This window comes from Microbacterium sp. C-MGS6, assembly GCF_058140415.1.
Genome location: NZ_CM176934.1, coordinates 2,315,242 through 2,334,956, shown reverse-complemented (window position 1 = coordinate 2,334,956; position 19,715 = coordinate 2,315,242). Strand labels below are relative to the sequence as shown.

17 protein-coding genes and 1 riboswitch are annotated in these 19,715 nt (G+C 71.2%); of the genes, 16 read left to right on the top strand and 1 reads right to left on the bottom strand.

The features are described from left to right. Positions 1-53 precede the first annotated feature (53 nt). From AC3B5L_RS11380 to argH, 16 genes are all read left to right on the top strand, one after another. Positions 54-800: an amino acid ABC transporter ATP-binding protein gene (locus AC3B5L_RS11380; protein WP_060922536.1), complete on the top strand. Its 747-nt coding sequence runs from the start codon at positions 54-56 to the stop codon at positions 798-800. Positions 801-846: 46 nt separating this feature from the next. Then, positions 847-1,761 carry a glutamate ABC transporter substrate-binding protein gene (locus tag AC3B5L_RS11375; RefSeq protein ID WP_490095761.1) on the top strand — a complete coding sequence of 305 codons (915 nt, stop codon included), beginning with the start codon at positions 847-849 and terminating at the stop codon, positions 1,759-1,761. An 84-nt stretch (positions 1,762-1,845) separates the two neighbouring features. Further along, on the top strand, positions 1,846-2,493 hold the full coding sequence (locus AC3B5L_RS11370) for an amino acid ABC transporter permease (RefSeq protein WP_062636670.1): 648 nt from the start codon (positions 1,846-1,848) through the stop codon (positions 2,491-2,493). Continuing rightward, positions 2,490-3,416 (top strand): amino acid ABC transporter permease, encoded by a 927-nt coding sequence (locus AC3B5L_RS11365; RefSeq protein ID WP_336501805.1) that lies wholly within the window; start codon positions 2,490-2,492, stop codon positions 3,414-3,416. The genes AC3B5L_RS11370 and AC3B5L_RS11365 overlap by 4 nt, the downstream gene beginning before the upstream one ends. Before the next feature lie 49 nt (positions 3,417-3,465). After that, entirely contained in the window at positions 3,466-4,506 is a 1,041-nt protein-coding gene (gene pheS / locus AC3B5L_RS11360; RefSeq protein WP_259955181.1) for a phenylalanine--tRNA ligase subunit alpha, read from the top strand. Beyond that, on the top strand, positions 4,506-7,052 hold the full coding sequence (gene pheT / locus AC3B5L_RS11355; RefSeq protein WP_490095760.1) for a phenylalanine--tRNA ligase subunit beta: 2,547 nt from the start codon (positions 4,506-4,508) through the stop codon (positions 7,050-7,052). The genes pheS and pheT overlap by 1 nt, the downstream gene beginning before the upstream one ends. A gap of 59 nt (positions 7,053-7,111) precedes the next feature. Then, positions 7,112-7,831: a ribonuclease FAU-1 family protein gene (locus AC3B5L_RS11350; RefSeq protein WP_187661873.1), complete on the top strand. Its 720-nt coding sequence runs from the start codon at positions 7,112-7,114 to the stop codon at positions 7,829-7,831. Positions 7,832-8,056: 225 nt separating this feature from the next. After that, the gene (locus tag AC3B5L_RS11345; RefSeq protein ID WP_259955177.1) at positions 8,057-9,028 is read left to right on the top strand and encodes an NAD-dependent epimerase/dehydratase family protein; all 972 of its coding nucleotides are present in this window, start codon (positions 8,057-8,059) and stop codon (positions 9,026-9,028) included. Between the two features lie 7 nt (positions 9,029-9,035). After that, a riboswitch (TPP riboswitch) is annotated at positions 9,036-9,129 on the top strand. Beyond that, the gene (gene thiM, locus AC3B5L_RS11340; protein WP_259955176.1) at positions 9,121-9,969 is read left to right on the top strand and encodes a hydroxyethylthiazole kinase; all 849 of its coding nucleotides are present in this window, start codon (positions 9,121-9,123) and stop codon (positions 9,967-9,969) included. Its footprint overlaps the riboswitch before it by 9 nt. After that, the gene (locus AC3B5L_RS11335) at positions 9,966-12,113 is read left to right on the top strand and encodes a bifunctional hydroxymethylpyrimidine kinase/phosphomethylpyrimidine kinase (RefSeq protein WP_259955175.1); all 2,148 of its coding nucleotides are present in this window, start codon (positions 9,966-9,968) and stop codon (positions 12,111-12,113) included. The genes thiM and AC3B5L_RS11335 overlap by 4 nt, the downstream gene beginning before the upstream one ends. 239 nt (positions 12,114-12,352) lie before the next feature. Further along, positions 12,353-13,450, top strand: a complete 1,098-nt coding sequence (gene argC / locus AC3B5L_RS11330) for an N-acetyl-gamma-glutamyl-phosphate reductase (protein WP_292795888.1) — start codon at positions 12,353-12,355, stop codon at positions 13,448-13,450. Then, positions 13,447-14,604, top strand: a complete 1,158-nt coding sequence (gene argJ, locus AC3B5L_RS11325; RefSeq protein ID WP_280567797.1) for a bifunctional glutamate N-acetyltransferase/amino-acid acetyltransferase ArgJ — start codon at positions 13,447-13,449, stop codon at positions 14,602-14,604. The genes argC and argJ overlap by 4 nt, the downstream gene beginning before the upstream one ends. Continuing rightward, a complete protein-coding gene (gene argB / locus AC3B5L_RS11320) occupies positions 14,601-15,518 on the top strand; it encodes an acetylglutamate kinase (RefSeq protein ID WP_268776873.1) in 918 nt (305 codons plus the stop codon). Before argJ ends, argB begins: the two co-directional genes overlap by 4 nt. Then, a complete protein-coding gene (locus AC3B5L_RS11315; RefSeq protein ID WP_490095759.1) occupies positions 15,515-16,720 on the top strand; it encodes an acetylornithine transaminase in 1,206 nt (401 codons plus the stop codon). Before argB ends, AC3B5L_RS11315 begins: the two co-directional genes overlap by 4 nt. Next, the gene (argF, locus tag AC3B5L_RS11310; RefSeq protein WP_187661865.1) at positions 16,717-17,646 is read left to right on the top strand and encodes an ornithine carbamoyltransferase; all 930 of its coding nucleotides are present in this window, start codon (positions 16,717-16,719) and stop codon (positions 17,644-17,646) included. Before AC3B5L_RS11315 ends, argF begins: the two co-directional genes overlap by 4 nt. Continuing rightward, positions 17,646-19,073: an argininosuccinate lyase gene (argH, locus tag AC3B5L_RS11305; protein ID WP_490095758.1), complete on the top strand. Its 1,428-nt coding sequence runs from the start codon at positions 17,646-17,648 to the stop codon at positions 19,071-19,073. The genes argF and argH overlap by 1 nt, the downstream gene beginning before the upstream one ends. 22 nt (positions 19,074-19,095) lie before the next feature. Here argH and AC3B5L_RS11300 read toward each other — a convergent pair whose 3' ends face one another. After that, positions 19,096-19,680 (bottom strand): DUF1349 domain-containing protein, encoded by a 585-nt coding sequence (locus AC3B5L_RS11300; protein ID WP_259955166.1) that lies wholly within the window; start codon positions 19,678-19,680, stop codon positions 19,096-19,098. Positions 19,681-19,715: the final 35 nt, after the last annotated feature.

The window sequence follows — 19,715 nt, the reverse complement described above, 5'->3', positions numbered from 1 at the left end:
CCTCACCGTGGTGCCTGGAACCGCGCGCATCGCGTGGCTAGTTTGGAGAAATGATGACCTCTGAAACCCCGCTCGTCGTCGTCGAGAACGTCCAGAAGCACTACGGCGAGTTCCAGGCGCTCAGCGACATCGACCTGACCGTCAACGCGGGGGAGGTCGTCGTCGTGATCGGCCCCTCCGGCTCGGGCAAGTCGACGCTCTGCCGCACGATCAACCGCCTGGAGACCATCACCAGCGGCTCCATCCGCATCGACGGCAAGGAGCTGCCCGCGGAGGGCAAGGCTCTCGCGCACCTGCGGGCCGACGTCGGCATGGTCTTCCAGTCCTTCAACCTCTTCGCGCACCTCACGATCCTCGAGAACGTGACGCTCGGCCCGATCAAGGTCCGCGGACTCAAGAAGTCCGACGCCGAGGCCGAGGCGATGATGCTCCTCAAGCGGGTCGGCGTCGCGCAGCAGGCGAACAAGCTCCCCGCGCAGCTCTCCGGCGGCCAGCAGCAGCGCGTCGCGATCGCACGGGCCCTGGCCATGCAGCCGAAGGTCATGCTCTTCGACGAGCCCACGAGCGCGCTCGACCCCGAGATGATCAACGAGGTCCTCGACGTCATGGTCGAGCTCGCCCAGGAGGGCATGACGATGATCGTCGTCACCCACGAGATGGGCTTCGCCCGCAAGGCGGCCGACCGCGTCGTCTTCATGGCGGACGGCCGGATCGTCGAGGAGGCCACGCCCGAGGAGTTCTTCACGAACCCGAAGAGCGACCGCGCCAAGGACTTCCTCTCGAAGCTCCTCACGCACTGACTTCCCAGACCCAGCACCCACAGCACAGCACACGAAGGAGACGCACATGCGACGCACACGGACACTGGCCGGATTCGGGATCGCCGCGGTGGCGCTGCTCGCGCTCACGGCCTGCAACAGCGGCACGCCGTCGAGCACCGGCACGTCGGGCAGCGACGAGGGCGACGCCTCGAGCAGCACGCCCTGGACCATCGAGGAGGACGTCACGATCGAGGGGAGCCCCACGTTCGACCGCATCTCCTCGTCGGGCACCGTCAAGGTGGGCGTCAAGGAGGACCAGCCCGGTCTCGGATACCTCGACCCCGTGACGGGCGAGCGCACCGGCTTCGACGTCGACATCGCCCGCTGGATGGCGGCATCCCTCGGTGTCGACCCGGAGAAGATCGAGTTCCAGGCGATCGCCTCCGCGAACCGCGAGCAGGCCATCGTCAACGGCGACATCGACTACTACGTCGGCACCTACTCGATCACCGACAAGCGCAAGGAGCAGATCGCCTTCGCCGGTCCCTACTTCGTCACCGGCCAGGGCCTCCTCGTCGCGGCCGACAGCGACATCGCGAGCGTCGACGACCTCGACTCCTCCACGACGGTCTGCTCGGCGACGGGTTCGACGCCGATCCAGAACATCAAGGAGAACTACCCCGAGGTGAAGACGAAGGAGTACGACACGTACTCCAAGTGCGTCGAGGACCTCAAGAACGGCCAGGTCGACGCCGTCACGACCGACGAGGCGATCCTCATCGGCTACGCGGCCCAGGACCCCGACAACCTCAAGGTCGTCGGCGAGCCGTTCAGCGAGGAGCGCTACGGCATCGGTGTGGCGAAGGGCGACGACGCGCTCGTCGAGTACTTCAACACCCAGCTCACCGACGGTGGTGACATCTGGCAGCAGATCTTCGACAACAACCTCGGCGCCTCCGGTGTGAAGGCCGAGCAGCCCGAGGTCGACCCGGTCGGTTGATCTCGCGGGGGCGGTCGGTCCGACCGGCCGCCCCCGTCCTCCTCGGCGTCGACCTGACGCGGAAACGAACCGAAAGGCACAGCAGTGGGAGTGATCTCGGACCACCTCGACCTCTGGGGTGAAGCGCTGTGGGGAACCATCGCGCTGTTCCTCGGCGGTGGCCTCATCGCCGTGGTGCTCGGACTCATCGTCGGAGCGGCCCGCGTGTCCCCGGTCCCGATCGCGCGCGGCGTCGGCGCCGTGTACGTGAACTGGATCCGGAACACCCCGCTCACGCTGGTGATGTTCTTCTTCGCGTTCTGCCTTCCGATCCTGCTCGGGGAGCGGGTCAACTCCCTGCTGCTCGCCACGATCGCGCTCGGCATCTACACCGCCACCTACGTCGCTGAGGCGATCCGCGCCGGCATCAACACGGTGCCGGTCGGACAGGCGGAGGCAGCACGGGCCATCGGCCTCAACTTCGGCCAGGTCATGCGCTTCGTCGTGCTGCCCCAGGCCACGCGGTCCGTGGTCCCGCCGCTCATGAGCGTGCTCATCGCCCTCATGAAGAACACCACGGTGGCCGCCGGCTTCTCGGTGGTCAACCTCGGCACGATCCGAGCGGCACTCAGCGAGCGGGGCGAGAACGCCCTCGTCGTGCTGCTCTGGGTCATGGTCATCTTCGTCGTGCTCGTGCTGCTCCTGAGCTGGGTGCAGCGCGTACTCGAGAACAAGTGGAGGATCGCGCGATGAGTTCCGTCCTGTTCGACGTCCCCGGGCCTCGCGCCGTCGCCCGCAACCGGATCATCGGTGCCGTCACGATCCTCGTCGTCCTCGCCGTGCTCGGCTGGGTGGTCTGGCGCCTGTACGCCACCGGCCAGTTCTCCGCGGAGAAGTGGAACATCTTCACGTACTCGGCGGTCTGGGTGCGCTTCGGGGAGGGGCTGCTCAGCACGCTCTCCGCCTTCGCGGTCGCCGGTGTCGGTTCGATCGTGCTGGGCTTCGTCCTCGGCATCGGCCGCCTCTCCGAGCACGCCTGGGTGCGGGAACCGGTGCGGTGGATCATCGAGATCATGCGGGCGATCCCCGTCCTGATCCTCATGATGCTGCTGTACTACGGCCTCCCGGTGATCGGTATCCGGATGCCCCCGTACTACGCGGTCGTCATCGCGCTCATCGTCTACAACGGCTCCGTGCTGGCGGAGGTGCTCCGCGCCGGGATCGAGTCGCTGCCGCGCGGGCAGAAGGAAGCCGGCTACGCGATCGGGCTGCGCAAGACGGGGGTCATGTACTTCATCCTCATCCCGCAGGCCGTCCGGGCGATGATGCCCGTGATCATCGCGCAGCTCGTGGTGGCCCTGAAGGACACCGCGCTCGGCTTCATCATCACGTACCAGGAGCTGCTCTACGTCATCAACCAGATCGGCAACCAGGCGCCCTATGGGTCGCCGCTGATCCCCGCCGCGATGGTCGGCGGCTCGATGTACGTCGCGGTCTGTCTCGTGCTCTCCTACATCGCCTACCGCTTGCAGCGTCGGGCCAAGCGCTCGGCCAAGGCCGGTCCCGTGGAGCCGGACCCCCGCCAGCACGACGGCGAGACGAACACGTCGCTCATCGTGATGCAGCGGGGTCTCGGTAAGCACGACAGCAACAACTCCGGCGGACTGGCGGTGTGAGCCACGACCGGCGCGGGACGCCCGTCCCGCGCCGGTAGACTCGACTCCCGTGTCAGAGTCTCCGGAAATCACACCCGAAGCGGTCGAAGCCGCTGTCGCCGACGCCCTCGCGGCGATCGAGGCGGCCGCCGACACCGCCGCGCTGAAAGCCGCCCGTGCGGCGCACGTCGCGGAGGGATCGCCGCTCGCGGTCCTGAACGCCTCGATGCGCCAGGTCGCCCCCGAGAACAAGGCCGCGTTCGGCAAGCTCGTCGGTCAGGGCCGCGGTCGTGTGAACCAGGCGCTCGCGGCGAAGGAGGCCGAGCTGGCCGCCGCCGAGGTCGCCGCGCGCCTGGAGGCCGAGCGCGTCGACATCACCGCCGTCCCGTCGCGGACGCGCGTGGGCGCCCGCCACCCGCTGGCCCTCCTGCAGGACCACGTCGAGGACATCTTCGTCGGCATGGGATGGGAGATCGCGGAGGGGCCGGAGCTCGAGCACGAGTGGTTCAACTTCGACGCCCTGAACTTCGACGTCGATCACCCCGCCCGTCAGGAGCAGGACACCTTCTACGTCGACCCGACGTCGCGCCACCTCGTCATGCGTACGCACACGAGCCCCGTGCAGGTTCGATCCATGCTCGACCGCGAGGTCCCCATCTACGTGCTGTGCCCGGGCCGCGTGTACCGCACCGACGAGTTCGACGCCACGCACCTCCCGGTCTTCACGCAGTTCGAGGGCCTGGTCGTCGACAAGGGCATCACGATGGCGCACCTCAAGGGCACGCTCGACCACTTCGCGAAGCAGCTCTTCGGCCCGGAGGCCAAGACCCGCTTCCGCACGAACTACTTCCCCTTCACCGAGCCCTCCGCCGAGCTCGACCTGTGGCACCCGACCTTCAAGGGTGGCGCGCGCTGGATCGAGTGGGGCGGCTGCGGCATGGTCAACCCGAACGTGCTGCGCGCGGCCGGGATCGACCCGGAGGTGTACAGCGGCTTCGCGTTCGGCATGGGCATCGAGCGGGGCCTGATGTTCCGCAGCGATGTGCAGGACATGCGCGACATGGCCGAGGGCGATGTCCGTTTCAGCGAGCAGTTCGGGATGGTGGTGTGATGCGCGTCCCGCTTTCGTGGCTGCGTGAGTACGTCGATCTGGCAGCGGATGCCACGCCCGAGGACGTCCTCGCGGCACTGGTGACCGTCGGCTTCGAAGAGGAGGACGTGCACCGGTTCGACATCACGGGTCCCGTGGTGGTCGGCCAGGTCGTCTCCCTCGAGCCGGAACCCCAGTCGAACGGCAAGACGATCAACTGGTGCCAGGTGGACGTCGGCCCCGAGCACGGCGGCGTCCGTGGGATCGTCTGCGGCGCGCACAACTTCGTCGTCGGAGACAAGGTCGTCGTGACCCTGCCCGGCGCTGTCCTCCCCGGCCCGTTCCCCATCGCCGCCCGCAAGACCTACGGCCACGTGTCCGACGGCATGATCGCCTCGGCGCGCGAGCTGGGGCTCGGCGACGAGCACAACGGCATCGTCGTGCTGAGCGACCTCGGCATCGATGCGCGCGTGGGCACGGACGCGATCGCGCTGCTGGGCCTCGACGACGTCGCGGTGGAGATCAATGTCACGCCGGACCGCGGCTACGCGTTCTCGGTGCGCGGTGTCGCCCGTGAGTACTCCCACGCCACGGGGGCGGCGTTCCGCGACCCGGCCGAGCGTGACTTCGCCGAGCTGCAGCCCGGCTCCGGACACACCGCCGTGGTGGACGACCAGGCGCCGGTGCGGGGCAAGGTCGGCGCGAGCGAGTTCGTCACCCGGGTCGTGCGCGACGTCGATCCGTCGCGGCCGACTCCGCCGTGGATGATCGCGCGCCTGAGCCTCGCCGGCATGCGGTCGCTGGGTGTGCTCATCGACATCACGAACTACGTCATGCTCGAGCTCGGGCAGCCGCTGCACGGCTACGACCTGGACAAGCTCACGGGCGGCATCACCGTCCGGCGCGCGACGCCGGGGGAGAAGATGACCACGCTCGACGGCGTGGAGCGGAAGCTGCACGTCGAAGACCTCCTCATCACCGACGACTCCGGTCCCATCGGCCTCGCCGGCGTCATGGGCGGCGGCACCACCGAGATGAGCGACACCACGCGGAACGTCCTCATCGAGGCGGCGACCTTCGACGCGACGACCATCGCCCGCACGGCCCGTCGGCACAAGCTCCCGAGCGAGGCGTCCAAGCGCTTCGAGCGCGGCGTCGACCCGCTGATCCCCTTCGTCGCGGCCCGCCGCGCAGCCGACCTCATGGTCGAGCTCGCCGGCGGCACGCTCACGGAGGAGGGTGGAGCGCTCTTCGCCGAGGTGTTCGTCGCCGAGATCGAGCTCCCGCGCGGCTTCGTGCAGGGGCTGATCGGCGTCGACTACACCGACGACGAGATCACCGGCGCGCTGACGACGATCGGGGCCGAGGTCAGCCCTTCGACAGGCTCAGGGACCCAGGCCGAAGGCGCAGGGACCCAGGGTGACTCCGGGTGGACGGTCATCCCGCCGACCTGGCGCCCCGACCTCACCGACAAGTGGACACTCGCCGAGGAGGTCGCCCGCATCCACGGGCTCGACCGCATCCCCTCCGTGCTGCCGACGCCGCCGTCCGGCCGCGGTCTCACGGCACATCAGCAGGGGCGTCGCCGCGTGGTGAACGCTCTCGCCGCCGCAGGATTCGTCGAGACCCCGGCGTTCCCGTTCACGACCGAGGCGCAGAACGATCTGCACGGCTCCGCGTCCGGTGAGCACCTGCCCAGCATCCGCCTCGCGAACCCGCTCGACGGGCAGGTGCCGTTCCTGCGGCGCTCGCTCATCCCCGGTCTGCTGCAGACCGCGCACCGCAACATCTCGCGCGGGCTCACCGACCTCGCGCTGTTCGAGACGGGCGCCGTGTTCGTCCCGGAGCCGGGCGTGGAGTACGGCACCGCCGAGGTCCCGCCGCTCGGCGTCCGGCCGTCGGATGAGGTACTCGCCGCGCTCGACGCCTCCATCCCGCCGCAGGAGCGCCACGTCGCGGTGCTGCTGACCGGCAACGTGTCGCCGCGCCAGCCGGGTCGTGCCGCCGAGGCCGCCGGGCTCGTCGAGGCGCTCGACGCGGTCCGCGTGATCGGGGCCGCGGCGGGCATCGAGATCGACGTCGTGCAGACGCAGCGCGCCGCGCTCCACCCCGGACGCACCGGTGCGCTCGTCGCCGCCGGCGAGGAGGTCGGCTACGTCGGCGAGCTGCATCCCGCCGTCGCCGAGGAGGCTGACCTGCCGGGTCGCGCCACCGTGCTGGAGCTGGACCTCGACCGGCTGCTCACGCTCGCCGGCGGACGCATCGTGGCGGCATCGCTCTCCACGTTCCCGGCCGCGACGCAGGACGTCTCGCTCACGCTCCCGGCCGAGGTGCCGGCGGGCGAGGTCCGCGCGGCTCTCGCGGAGGGCGCGGGTGCACTGCTGGAGTCCGTCCGGCTCGTGGACGACTACCGCGGCGAGGGCGTGCCCGAGGGATCGAAGTCGCTGACGTTCGCCCTGCGCTTCCGCGCCGACGACCGCACGCTGACCGCCGCGGAGGCCTCCGCGGCGAAGATGGCGGGCGTCGCCGTGGCCGCGGAGCGCTTCGGCGCCGCCCTCCGCGACTGATCGGGAGAGCGCACGGCCCTTTTCCGGGGAGCCGTGCGCTCTCGCGATAGCGTGGCCGGATGACGAGCCTCCTCCTGCAGCCCACGCCACCCTCGGTCCCCGCCGGAGCGCGATCGCTCGGGGAGGGGCCGTTCCTCTCGCCGGGTGCGCAGCTCGACTGGCACTACCGCAAGCCGGGGTGGACCACGGGCGAGGCAGCGACCGTCACCCCCATGCGCGTCGTCCGTGACGATGAGCGCGGTCTCGTCGCGTGGCTTGCCGCCGGGACGCAGCAGGAAGGCCAGGGCACGCGGGACGGGGAGCGCATCCGGACCGTCCCGCTCGATCGGCGGTGGCGGGAGCCCCGGCGCCGGATCGTCGAGGAGTGGTGGGGCAACGGCATCCTGCGCATCGCGCCCGCGGGGGTGCCGTGGTCGGTCTGGCTGTTCTGGAGCGCGGCCACCGGGACGACGTGGGACTTCGCCGGCTGGTACGTCAACCTCGAGAACGCGCACCTGCGCACCGACAGTGCCACCTACACCTCCGATCACGTCCTCGACGTCGAGATCGCACAGGACGGGCGCGTGGCGATGAAGGACGAGGACGAGCTGGTCGCCGCCGTCGACCAGGGGCGGCTGACCGCCGCGCAGGCGGCGCAGATCGAGCGGCACGCGGTCGCGGCCATCGCGTCTTTCCATGCCGGCGACTGGCCGTTCGATCGGGAGTGGATCGACTGGCGACCGGACCCGTCCTGGAGCATCCCGGTGTTGGACGGCCTCGACGAGATCGTCGTCCCCTAACCGCTTCGGGGCCGCCCTCCGCGACGGCGCCGAGGCCGCGCGGGATCAGGCGCTCGCGCGGCATCAGGCGACAGCAGTGCCGGTGGCCTGTGCTTGCGCAGTGGCCTGTGCTCGCGTGGTGGGCTGCGCTCGCGTGACGCCTGTACTCGCGTGACGGCCTGTCCTGCCGCTCCGCTCTGAGCGGAGGCCCTTCCCCCGAGTCGTCGATCCTGATGACATGGGCACATGACGGATGTTCTGATCCTCGGGGGAACCGGATGGCTGTCGGGGCGCATCGCCGCGCATGCGCTCGGGGCGGGGGCGACCGTGACCTGCCTGGCCCGCGGCGGACGCCCGGCGCCGCCGGGAGCGACCCTCGTTCTCGCGGACCGCGATGAGGAGGCCGCCTACGACGTCGTGTCGCGCACGGACTGGGACCACGTCGTCGACGTCTCCTCCCGCGCCGATCATGTCTCCGGGGCGGTCCGTGCGCTCGGCGACCGTGCCGCTCGGTGGACGTACATCTCGTCGATGTCGGTGTACCGCGACGACGAGACGGTCGGGACCGACGAGTCGGCATCGCGGCACCCGGCGGCGCAGGCCGGTGAGGACGACGACTACGCGCGACAGAAGGTCGCGGCGGAGGATGCCGTGCAGGAGGGCGTCGGCGATCGCGCACTCCTCGTCCGGCCCGGCCTCATCGTCGGCGACGGCGACCCGAGCGATCGCTTCGGCTACTGGGCGGCGGCGTTCCTCCGGGCCCTGGATGAGCCGGTGCTGCTTCCACCGCTCGAAGGGCGCACGACGCAGGTCATCGACGTCGAGGACGTCGCCGCGTTCGTCGTGTCCGCCACCGTCACCGGTGCCGTGAACGCGATCGGCGACGTGCGCGACCTGGAGGACGTGCTCCGGACGGTGCGCGCGGCCACGGGGCACGCCGGGTCGGTCGTCGTCGGCACGGAGGAGCGCCTCGTCGCCGAAGGCGTCGCGTACTGGGCGGGGCCGCGCTCGCTGCCGCTGTGGCTGCCGCCCGACATGCGCGGATTCATGACCCGCTCGAATGCGCGGTACCGGCGCAGCGGGGGCCCGCTCCGCCCCCTCGACGAGACGGCGGAGCATGTCGTAGCGGACGAGCGCGAACGGGGCGTGGACCGGGAGCGCCGCGCCGGACTCACGCGGACGGAGGAGCGGGCGCTGCTCGACGCCCTCGCTCGCTAGACTGCGAGGCAGTGACACGGGGTGCCGCATCCGCGGCTGAGATCACACCCGTCGAACCTGATCTAGTTCGTACTAGCGAAGGGATGTCGCCGATGAGCGATCCTGTGCGTCCGCAATCCGTCCTCGACCTCGCCGTCACGGCGGGAAGGCTGCGGGAGGAGGTCCGGGCCACGCCGCCGTTGACGCACTGCATCACGAACGCCGTCGTGACGGGGTTCACCGCCAACGTGCTGCTGGCGCTCGGGGCGTCACCGGCCATGGTCGACATCGTCGGCGAGGCCGAGCCGTTCGCCGCTGCCGCGTCGGGGCTTCTCATCAACCTCGGGACGCCGACCCCGGAGCAGCGGGAGGCGAGCAGGGAGGCCGTGGTGGGAGCGCTCGCCGCCGGCACGCCGTGGGTGCTCGATCCCGTTGCGATCGGCGCCCTCCCGGTGCGGACGGCGCTCGCGCACGAGCTCGCCGCGCTGCGCCCCACCGCCATCCGCGGCAACGCGTCGGAGATCCTCGCGCTGGCCGGACACAGCAGTGGCGGCCGCGGTGTCGACGCGACGGACGGGACCGAGGCGGCGGCTGCGGCGGCCCGCGAGCTCGCCCACCGGTACGGTTCCGTGGTCGCCGTCTCGGGCCCGGTCGACCTCCTCACCGACGGGGAGCGGGTGATCCGCATCGCCAACGGGCATGACCTCCTCACACGGGTGACCGGCGGCGGGTGTGCCCTGGGCGCGGTGATGGCGGCGTTCCTCGGGGTGGCCCGTGGCTCCGCGACAGATGCGCTGACGGCGGTGGCCGCGGCGACCCTCGTCTACACGGTCGCAGCCGAGCAGGCGGCGGAGATCTCCCGCGGACCGGGCAGCTTCGCCGTCGCACTGCTCGACGCCCTGTCCGCCGTGACCCCGGCGGATCTCCGCGCCCGCGCCCGCGTCGAGGAGGAGGCCCGATGACCGTCGACCTGTCCCTGTACCTCGTCACCGATCGGTCGCTGTGCGGCGCTCGCGGGGTGGTCGCGACCGTCCGCGAAGCGGTGGCCGGCGGTGTCCGCATCGTGCAGCTGCGCGACAAGAAGGCGACGGACGAGGAGACCGTCGAGCAGCTCCTCGCCCTGTCCGCGGCCATCGACGGTCGCGCGCTGCTCGTCGTGAACGATCGCCTCGATGCGGCCGTCGAGGCCCGTCGTCGCGGTGCCAGGGTGGACGGGGTGCACCTCGGCCAGGCGGATGCCTCGGTGCTCCGCGCGCGCGAGCTTCTCGGCCCGGAGGCGTTGATCGGGCTCACGGCGAACACCTCCGCGCACCTCGACGAGGTCGCCGCCCTGCCGCCGGGCACGGTGGACTACCTCGGGGTCGGCGTCATCCGCCCCACGCGCACGAAGCCCGACCATCCGGTGCCGCTCGGCGTCGACGGCTTCGCCGCATTCGTCGCGCGCAGTCCGCTGCCGTGCGTCGCGATCGGTGGGGTGGACCTGGAGGACGCGGCGGCGTTGCGTGAGGCCGGCGCGTCCGGGATCGCGGTGGTCTCGGCGCTGTGCGCGGCAGAGGACCCCCGGGCCGCCGCCGCGGCCTTCCGGCGACACTGGTTCGCACGGGCGGTGCCGCACGTGCTCAGCATCGCCGGCAGCGATCCGTCCGGAGGTGCGGGCATCCAGGCCGATCTCAAGGCGATCGCCGCGAACGGGGGCTACGGCATGGCAGCCCTCACAGCCCTGACCGCGCAGAACACGCAGGGCGTCCGCGCCGTGCATGTCCCTCCCGCGGAGTTCCTGCGGGCGCAGCTCGACGCTGTCGCCGACGACATCCGCATCGACGCCGTGAAGATCGGCATGCTCGCGGACGGGGAGGTGATCCGCACGGTCGCCGCCTGGCTCCGGACGACGCAGCCCCCGATCGTCGTGCTGGACCCCGTCATGATCGCCACCTCGGGAGACCGACTGCTCGATCCCGACGCAGAGCGCGAGCTGCGGGGCCTGCTCTCCCTGGCGACCGTGGTCACCCCGAACCTCGCCGAACTCGCCGTCCTCGCGGGGCGCGAGGTGGCGGGCTGGGCGGACGCGCTCGCCGCGGCGCAGGAGCTGTCGGCCGATACGGGGACCGCGGTGCTGGTGAAGGGCGGGCATCTGCCCGGGGACGAGGCACCGGACGCCCTGATCGACACGGCAGCCGGTACGCACGTGGAGTTCCCCGGGGCGCGCATCATGACGGAGAACACCCACGGCACCGGCTGCTCGCTGTCCGCGGCTCTGGCCACACGACTGGCGCGGGGCGACGATCCCGCGACCGCGGTCCGCGCCGCGCGCGCCTGGTTGCGGGAGTCCCTCCGCGCGGCGGACGACCTGGAGATCGGGCGAGGACACGGCCCGATCCATCCCTTCGCGGGACTCTGGGCACGCGGCGGGGTCGAGACCCGGTCGACGCCGGAGGAGGTGGCCGTGGCCTGGTGGGATGAGACTGCCGCGATCCGCCGCGACATCGATGCGCTGCCCTTTGTGCGTGCGCTCGCCGACGGGACGCTCGACCGCGATGCCTTCGTCTTCTACCTCGCGCAGGACGCCCTGTACCTTCGCGAGTACGCCAGGGTGCTCGCGGAGGCGTCGCGCCTCGCCCCGACCCCCGACGAGCAGGCGTTCTGGGCCGAGGCCGCGCACGGTGCGATCCGCGGAGAGCTGGAGCTGCACGCGTCGTGGCTGACACCGGAGACCGGGGTGAGCGGCGCCACCTTCGCCACCGAGCCGGCCCCGGCGACGATCGCCTACCTCGACCATCTGCGCGCGGTCGCGTTCGGCGGCGACTACGCCGCGCTGATCGCGGCAGTGCTGCCGTGCTTCTGGCTCTACACCGACCTGGGGGAGCGACTCCATGCCGGGGCGTTCGGCGCGGCGCCCCGCGACCCCGGGCATCCCTACGCGTCGTGGCTCGCGACCTACGCGGATCCGGCCTTCGCGGAGGCCACGCGGCAGGCCGTCGCGCATGTCGCCGCTGCGGCCGCGAGGACCGACGACATCGGCCGGGAACGGATGCGGCGCGCCTTCCTCACCTCGAGCGCACACGAACGCGCCTTCTTCGCCGCACCGGTCGCGCGCGCTGTCGTGTGACGCCCGGGATTTGCGGTGCCGGACGCGCCCGCGCTATCGTCGCCGCATGCCTTCGGTCGCCACCGCTCCTTCGACGCTCGTCCCGAGCGTCATCGCCGTGCGCCGACGTCGCGGCCGCCGATTCTAGGCGACCCCGCCCTTCTGCCTGCGTCCGCGCGGCGGTCGAGTGCCGGTGTCGCCGCCTCCGGCCCCGCCCCCGGTCCCGAGATCGTCGAGGACCCGACCGTTAAGGTAGAAGCATGACGTATTCCGTCGCCGTCTCCGGCGCCTCCGGCTACGCAGGCGGCGAGATCCTGCGCCTCCTGGCCGCACACCCCGACGTCGAGATCCGCACCGTCACGGCGCACTCGAACGCCGGACAGCCCCTCGTCGCCCATCAGCCGCACCTCCGCTCGCTCGCCCACCTCACGCTGCAGGACACCACGCCGGAGATCCTCGCCGGACACGACATCGTGTTCCTCGCCCTCCCGCACGGCCAGTCCGGACAGTACACGGACGCCCTCGGCGACACCCCGCTCGTGATCGACGCGGGGGCCGACCACCGGCTCACCTCCTCGACGGAGTGGGACGCCTTCTACGGCGGGGCGTTCCACGAGCCCTGGACGTACGGCGTGCCCGAGCTCGTCGTCGGAGGGGGCAAGCAGCGCGAGGCGCTCCGCGGCGCGACCCGGATCGCCGCACCCGGCTGCAACGCCTCCACGGTGAGCCTCAGCCTCGCCCCCGGTGTCGCGGCCGGCGTGATCGACCCGGGCGACATCGTCTCCGTCCTGGCCGTCGGCCCGTCCGGGGCGGGCAAGAGCCTGAAGACGAACCTCCTCGCCTCCGAGATCCTCGGCTCCGCGAACCCGTATGCGGTGGGCGGCACGCACCGCCACATCCCGGAGATCCGACAGGCGCTCGCCGCCGCCCGCCCTTCGACAGGCTCAGGCCCCTCGACAGGCTCAGGCCCTTCGACAGGCTCAGGGACCCAGGACATCCGGATCTCCTTCACCCCGGTCCTCGTGCCGATGTCGCGCGGCATCCTCGCCACCTCCACGGCGCCGATCGTCGACGGCGTGAGCGACGCCGAGATCCGCCAGGCGTGGGAGAGCGCCTACGGCGACGAGACCTTCGTGCAGCTGCTCCCGGAGGGCAGCTTCCCGCGCACCGCCGACGTGCTCGGGGCGAACACGGCCCTCCTCGGTCTCGCGATCGACCGCGCCGCGAACCGCGTGACGGTGGTCACCGCCGTCGACAACCTCGTCAAGGGCACCGCCGGAGCTGCCGTCCAGTCCATGAACATCGCGCTGGGGCTTCCCGAGACCCGCGCCCTCTCAGTGAACGGAGTCGCCCCGTGAGCGTCACCGCCCCCGCAGGATTCGAGGCGGCCGGAGTCGCCGCCGGACTCAAGTCCACCGGCAAGCCCGATGTCGCCGTCGTCGTCAACCGCGGCCCCCGGAAGGTCGGGGCCGCCGTCTTCACGAGCAACCGCGCCAAGGCCAACCCCATCATCTGGTCCCAGCAGGCCGTCGCGGACCGCGTGGTCGAGGCCGTCGTCCTCAACTCCGGCGGGGCGAACTGCTTCACCGGCAGCTTCGGGTTTCAGACGACCCACCAGACCGCGGAGAAGGCGGCCGAGATGCTCGGCATCAGCGCGGGCGACGTGCTCGTCTGCTCCACGGGGCTCATCGGGACGGGCGACGAGGTCTTCCGCGAGAAGGTCCTCGCAGGCACCGCGCAGGCGATCACCGAGCTGAGCTCGGACGGCGGGGAGAGCGCCGCGCACGCCATCATGACCACGGACACGGTTGCGAAGACCGCTGTGGTGACCCGCGACGGCTGGACGATCGGCGGCATGGCGAAGGGCGCGGGCATGCTCGCCCCGGGTCTGGCGACGATGCTCGTGGTGCTCACCACCGACGCCGTGCTCGAACCGCTCCAGGCCGACGAGGCGCTGCGTCGGGCGACGGGACGCACGTTCGACCGCCTCGACTCGGACGGCTGCATGTCGACCAACGACCAGGTGACGCTGCTCGCCAACGGCGCCTCCGAGGTCGCCCCCGATCTCGACGACTTCGCCGAGGCGCTCACCACGCTCTGCCAGGAGCTCGCGGTCAAGCTGCAGGGCGACGCGGAGGGCGCGAGCCACGACATCACGATCGAGGTGCAGCACGCCGTCTCCGAGCAGGATGCCGTCGAGGTCGGCCGCTCGGTGGCCCGCAACAACCTGTTCAAGGCCGCCATCTTCGGCAACGACCCGAACTGGGGACGCGTGCTCGCGGCGATCGGCACCACGGCCGCGCAGTTCGACCCGTACGACGTCGACGTGTGGATGAACGGCGTCCGCGTGTGCACCGCCGGTGGCCCGGACCGCCCGCGCGAGGAGGTCGACCTGACGCCGCGAGCGACGCACCTGATGATCGACCTCAAGGTCGGGGAGGCCACCGCCACGGTCCTCACGAACGACCTCACCCACGACTACGTGCACGAGAACAGCGCCTACGCCTCATGACCGACATCCAGGACACCACGCCGGACATCGCGGCCCAGAAGGCGACCACCCTCATCGAGTCGCTGCCGTGGCTGAGGAAGTTCCGCGACCAGATCGTCGTCGTCAAGTACGGCGGCAACGCGATGGTCTCGGACGAGCTGCAAGAAGCCTTCGCTCAGGACATCGCGTACCTCCGCTACGTCGGCGTGCAGCCGGTGGTCGTGCACGGCGGTGGGCCGCAGATCTCCGACATGCTCCAGCGCCTGGAGATCCCCAGCGAGTTCAAGGGCGGATATCGCGTCACCAACACCGAGGCCATCGGCGTCGTGCGGATGGTGCTCACGGGCCAGGTGAACCCGCAGCTCGTGTCGAAGATCAACTCGCACGGCCCCATCGCCACCGGCCTCAGCGGTGAGGACGCCGGGCTCTTCGGCGGCCGCCGCCGCGGTGTCATGATCGACGGCGAGGAGGTGGACCTCGGCCGCGTGGGCGACGTGGTCCAGGTCGACCCGACGCCGGTGCTCGATCATCTCGCCGCAGGGCGGATCCCGGTCGTGTCGAGCATCGCGCCCGACCTCGACCACCCGGGGCAGTCGCTCAACGTCAACGCGGATGCCGCGGCTGCTGCGCTCGCCGTGGCCCTCGGTGCGCGCAAGCTCGTCATCCTCACCGACGTGCCGGGGCTGTACGCCGACTGGCCCAACCGGGACTCGCTCGTGTCGCATCTGACGTCGGGCGCTCTCGTGGAGATGCTGCCGCGCCTGGAGTCGGGCATGATCCCGAAAATGCGCGCATGCCTCGATGCGGTCGAGGGTGGCGTCGACGCGGCCGCGATCATCGACGGACGGGTCCCGCACTCGGTGCTCGTCGAACTGTTCACCAGCAAGGGAATCGGGACCGAAGTGGTCCTGGGAGAGAAAGGGGCGACGGCATGACCGTCTGGCAGGACGACGCGGCACGTGATCTCGTGCTCAACGCGGGGGAGCGCCTCGCGCTGCTGACCCGCGGTGAGGGCTCGTACCTGTGGGACGCCGAAGACCGACGCTACCTCGACTTCCTCGCCGGCATCGCGGTGACCTCGCTCGGGCACGCGCACCCGGTGTTCGTCGATGCGGTGTCGCGGCAGGCCGCCACCCTCGCGCACGTCTCCAACTACTTCGCGACCCCACCGCAGCTCGCGCTCGCGGCCCGGCTCAAGCGCCTCGCCGGCGCGGGGATCGACGGTCGGGTCTTCTTCTCGAACTCGGGTGCCGAGGCCAACGAGGCCGCGTTCAAGCTCGCCCGTCTGCACGGCGGCGCGGAGCGTCCCCGCATCCTGGCGCTGGAGAACGGCTTCCACGGCCGCACGATGGGCTCGCTCGCGCTCACGGCCAAGGAGTCCATGCGCGCGCCGTTCGCTCCGATGCCCGGAGGGGTCGAGCACATCCCGGCCACGATCGATGCGCTGGAGGCCGCGATGGATGACCGGGTCGCCGCCGTCATCGTGGAGCCGATCCAGGGTGAGGCCGGCGTCGTCGAGCTCCCCGAGGGCTACCTCGCCGCCGCGCGCTCGCTGACCCTCGCACACGGAGCCCTGCTCATCGTCGATGAGATCCAGACAGGGGCAGGACGGACCGGCGCCTGGTTCGGGTTCAGCCACGAGGGCATCACGCCCGACGCCATCACGCTCGCGAAGGGCATCGGCGGCGGGTTCCCGATCGGCGCCCTCGTCACCTACGGCGCCGCGAGCGCCCTGTTCACGCCCGGCTCGCACGGCTCCACCTTCGGCGGGAACCCGCTCGCGACGGCCGTGGCGGACGCGGTGCTGGCCGAGATCGAGCGCGCCGACCTCGTCGACAACGCCGCGCGCCGCGGAGCCCAGCTGCGGGAGATCATCCTGGGCGTCGACTCCCCGCTGATCGAGGGCGTCCGCGGCCGCGGACTCCTCGTCGGCGTCGCGCTCACCCAGCCCGTGGCGGGTGCGGTGGTCGCCGCCGCCCAGGACCGCGGTCTCATCGTCAACGCCGCCAACCCCGAGACCGTGCGCGTCGCGCCGGCACTCACCATCGGCGACGCGGAGCTGGCGGAGTTCCGCGAGCTGTTCACCGCCGCTCTCTCCGACGTCCACTCCTCCGCCACCGGAAAGGTCCCCGCATGACCCGCCACCTGCTGCGCGACGACGATCTGACGCCCGCCGAGCAGGCGGAGATCCTCGATCTCGCCCTCGAGCTCAAGAAGGACCGCTGGGCGGACAAGAGCCTCGCCGGCCCGCAGACCGTCGCCGTGATCTTCGACAAGTCGTCCACCCGGACGCGCGTCTCGTTCGCCGTGGGCATCGCCGACCTCGGCGGCACCCCGCTCATCATCTCCACCGCGAGCAGCCAGCTCGGCGGGAAGGAGACGCCGTCCGACACGGCGCGCGTCCTCGAGCGCCAGGTCGCCGCGATCGTGTGGCGCACGTACGCGCAATCGGGCCTGGAGGAGATGGCCGCCGGCACCCGGGTCCCCGTGGTCAACGCACTGTCCGACGACTTCCACCCGTGCCAGCTCCTCGCCGACCTGCTGACGATCCGCGAGCACAAGGGCGATCTGAAGGGCCTCACGCTGACGTTCTTCGGCGACGGCCAGAGCAACATGGCGCACTCCTACGCGCTCGCCGGCGTCACGGCGGGCATGCACGTGCGCATCGCCTCTCCGGAGGACTACGCGCCGCGCGCCGACGTGATCGAAGCGGCCGACCGCCGCGCCGGGGAGACCGGCGGATCGATCACGCTCTTCACCGATCCGGTCGAGGCGGCCGCGGGCGCTGACGTCGTCGTCACCGACACCTGGGTGTCGATGGGCAAGGAGGAGGAGAAGCTCGCGCGGATCCGCGACCTCGGCGGCTACAAGGTCACGCCGGAGACGATGGAGCTCGCGCACGACGACGCGATCTTCATCCACTGCCTCCCCGCCGACCGCGGCTACGAGGTCGACTCCGCCGTCATCGACGGTCCGCAGAGCGTGGTCTGGGACGAGGCGGAGAACCGTCTGCACGCCCAGAAGGCCCTGCTGGTCTGGCTCCTCGGGAAGAAGGACGCGTGATGGCCGGCTCGCACGAAGGCACCAACGAGGGCGCGCTCTGGGGCGCGCGGTTCGCCACCGGTCCGTCGCCGGAGCTCGTCGAGCTGAGCCGTTCGACGCACTTCGACTGGATCCTCGCGCCGTACGACATCGCGGGTTCCCACGCGCATGCCACGGCGCTGGCCGCGGCGGGGTACCTCGAACCGGATGAGGCCGCCCGCATGCACGAGGGCCTCGACGCCGTAGCGCGCAAGGTCGCCGACGGCACCCTGCAGCCGCTGCCCACCGACGAGGACGTGCACGGTGCGCTCGAGCAGGCGCTGATCGCCGAGCTCGGTCCGGAGCTGGGCGGACGCCTCCGCGCCGGACGCAGCCGGAACGACCAGATCGCCACTCTCGTGCGGATGTACCTGATCGATCACGCCCGGGTGATCGCCCGTGACCTGCTGCGCGTGATCGATGCGCTCGTGGCGCAGGCCGAGGTGCACCCCGACGCGATCCTGCCCGGACGCACGCACCTTCAGCACGCGCAGCCGGTGCTGCTCGCCCATCACCTCCAGGCTCACGCGTGGCCGCTGGTGCGCGAGCTCGAACGTCTCGTCGACTGGCGCCGGCGTGCCGGTGTCTCCCCGTACGGCGGGGGAGCGCTGGCGGGATCGACGCTGGGCCTCGACCCCGCTCTCGTGGCGACGGAGCTCGGTCTCGACCGGCCGGCGGAGAACTCCCTCGACGGGACGGCCGCGCGGGACGTCGTCGCGGAGTTCGCGTTCATCGCGGCGATGACGGGCGTCGACCTCTCCCGACTCTCCGAGGAGATCATCCTCTGGAACACCCGCGAGTTCGGCTTCGTCACCCTCGACGACGGCTACTCCACCGGATCCAGCATCATGCCGCAGAAGAAGAACCCGGACATCGCCGAGCTCGCGCGCGGCAAGTCCGGGCGTCTCATCGGCAACCTGTCCGGCCTGCTGGCGACGCTCAAGGGGCTGCCGCTCGCCTACAACCGCGATCTGCAGGAGGACAAGGAGCCGGTCTTCGACTCCGTGCAGACGCTCGAGGTCGTGCTGCCGGCGTTCGCGGGGATGGTCGCGACGCTACGCTTCCACACGGAGCGCATGGCCGAGCTCGCCCCCCAGGGGTTCTCGCTGGCGACCGACGTCGCCGAGTGGCTGGTGAAGCGGCGGGTGCCGTTCCGCGATGCCCACGAGATCTCCGGAGCACTCGTGCGCGCCTGCGAGGAACAGGGGATCGGGCTGGAGGACGCCTCCGACGACCTGCTGCTGTCGGTTTCGCCCCACCTCGTCCCCGCGGTGCGCGAGGTGCTCACGATCGAGGGATCCGTCGCGTCGCGCACGGGTGTCGGCGGCACCGCGCCCGAGCGGGTGGCCGAGCAGCGCGCGGAGCTCGTCGCCCGCGCGCAGGCCGCCGCGCACGCGCTCGGCCTGTAGTCGTTCCGGCGGCGACCGCGCCTCAGTGCAGGTCGCCGTCGGCGGCCGAGCGCTCCCACCGGGTGAACCGGACGGTCAGGCCCTCCCGGGTGGGTGCTGCGAGGAACGGTCCTGCGGAGACGGCCGTGTCACCGGCGAAGGGAGCCACCCTGACGAGTCGCCACGGTCCGTCGTCCGCGCGGGCCCGCACGATCATCGCGTCCGCCCAGCGGCTGACCCGGACGGTGATCTCGCTCTCGCGCCAGTCGTCGACGTAGCCGACCGACCAGTCCGAGCGGCCGGCGGTCACGACGGCGCCCAGGCCGAGGTGGCCGTCGGCGAACTCGACTCCCGCCTTGATCCAGTGCTCGTCATCGGCGCGGACGAAGAGGCCCGCCTGGTCGAACTGCCCCTCCCACGGCGCGCGGAAGGCGACCTCGATCGCTTCACCGACCTCCAGCGGGGCGAGCAGTGCATGCTCGGAGTCGTGCACGAAGCCGTACGCGGTGTGACGCCAGGCATCGCTGCCCTCGATCGCGGTGGCGTCGAGATGCCCGTCGATGCGCGTCAGCGCGGGGGCGTGGGTCCAGGTGCCATCGGTCCAGTCGATGATGCGTGAATCAGGCATATTTCCTATCTATAGCCATATGAGGCATAAACCTC

Bases quoted from the DNA above. Each gene is read 5' to 3' on its own strand.
- AC3B5L_RS11315 (WP_490095759.1), top strand. From the start codon at position 15,515: ATGACCGTCTGGCAGGACGACGCGGCACGTGATCTCGTGCTCAACGCG.
- argF (WP_187661865.1), top strand. From the start codon at position 16,717: ATGACCCGCCACCTGCTGCGCGACGACGATCTGACGCCCGCCGAGCAG.
- pheT (WP_490095760.1), top strand. From the start codon at position 4,506: ATGCGCGTCCCGCTTTCGTGGCTGCGTGAGTACGTCGATCTGGCAGCG.
- AC3B5L_RS11375 (WP_490095761.1), top strand. From the start codon at position 847: ATGCGACGCACACGGACACTGGCCGGATTCGGGATCGCCGCGGTGGCG.
- AC3B5L_RS11335 (WP_259955175.1), top strand. From the start codon at position 9,966: ATGACCGTCGACCTGTCCCTGTACCTCGTCACCGATCGGTCGCTGTGC.
- AC3B5L_RS11365 (WP_336501805.1), top strand. From the start codon at position 2,490: ATGAGTTCCGTCCTGTTCGACGTCCCCGGGCCTCGCGCCGTCGCCCGC.
- AC3B5L_RS11300 (WP_259955166.1), bottom strand. From the start codon at position 19,680: ATGCCTGATTCACGCATCATCGACTGGACCGATGGCACCTGGACCCAC.
- AC3B5L_RS11350 (WP_187661873.1), top strand. From the start codon at position 7,112: ATGACGAGCCTCCTCCTGCAGCCCACGCCACCCTCGGTCCCCGCCGGA.
- argB (WP_268776873.1), top strand. From the start codon at position 14,601: ATGACCGACATCCAGGACACCACGCCGGACATCGCGGCCCAGAAGGCG.
- thiM (WP_259955176.1), top strand. From the start codon at position 9,121: ATGAGCGATCCTGTGCGTCCGCAATCCGTCCTCGACCTCGCCGTCACG.
- AC3B5L_RS11345 (WP_259955177.1), top strand. From the start codon at position 8,057: ATGACGGATGTTCTGATCCTCGGGGGAACCGGATGGCTGTCGGGGCGC.
- argC (WP_292795888.1), top strand. From the start codon at position 12,353: ATGACGTATTCCGTCGCCGTCTCCGGCGCCTCCGGCTACGCAGGCGGC.
- AC3B5L_RS11380 (WP_060922536.1), top strand. From the start codon at position 54: ATGACCTCTGAAACCCCGCTCGTCGTCGTCGAGAACGTCCAGAAGCAC.
- argH (WP_490095758.1), top strand. From the start codon at position 17,646: ATGGCCGGCTCGCACGAAGGCACCAACGAGGGCGCGCTCTGGGGCGCG.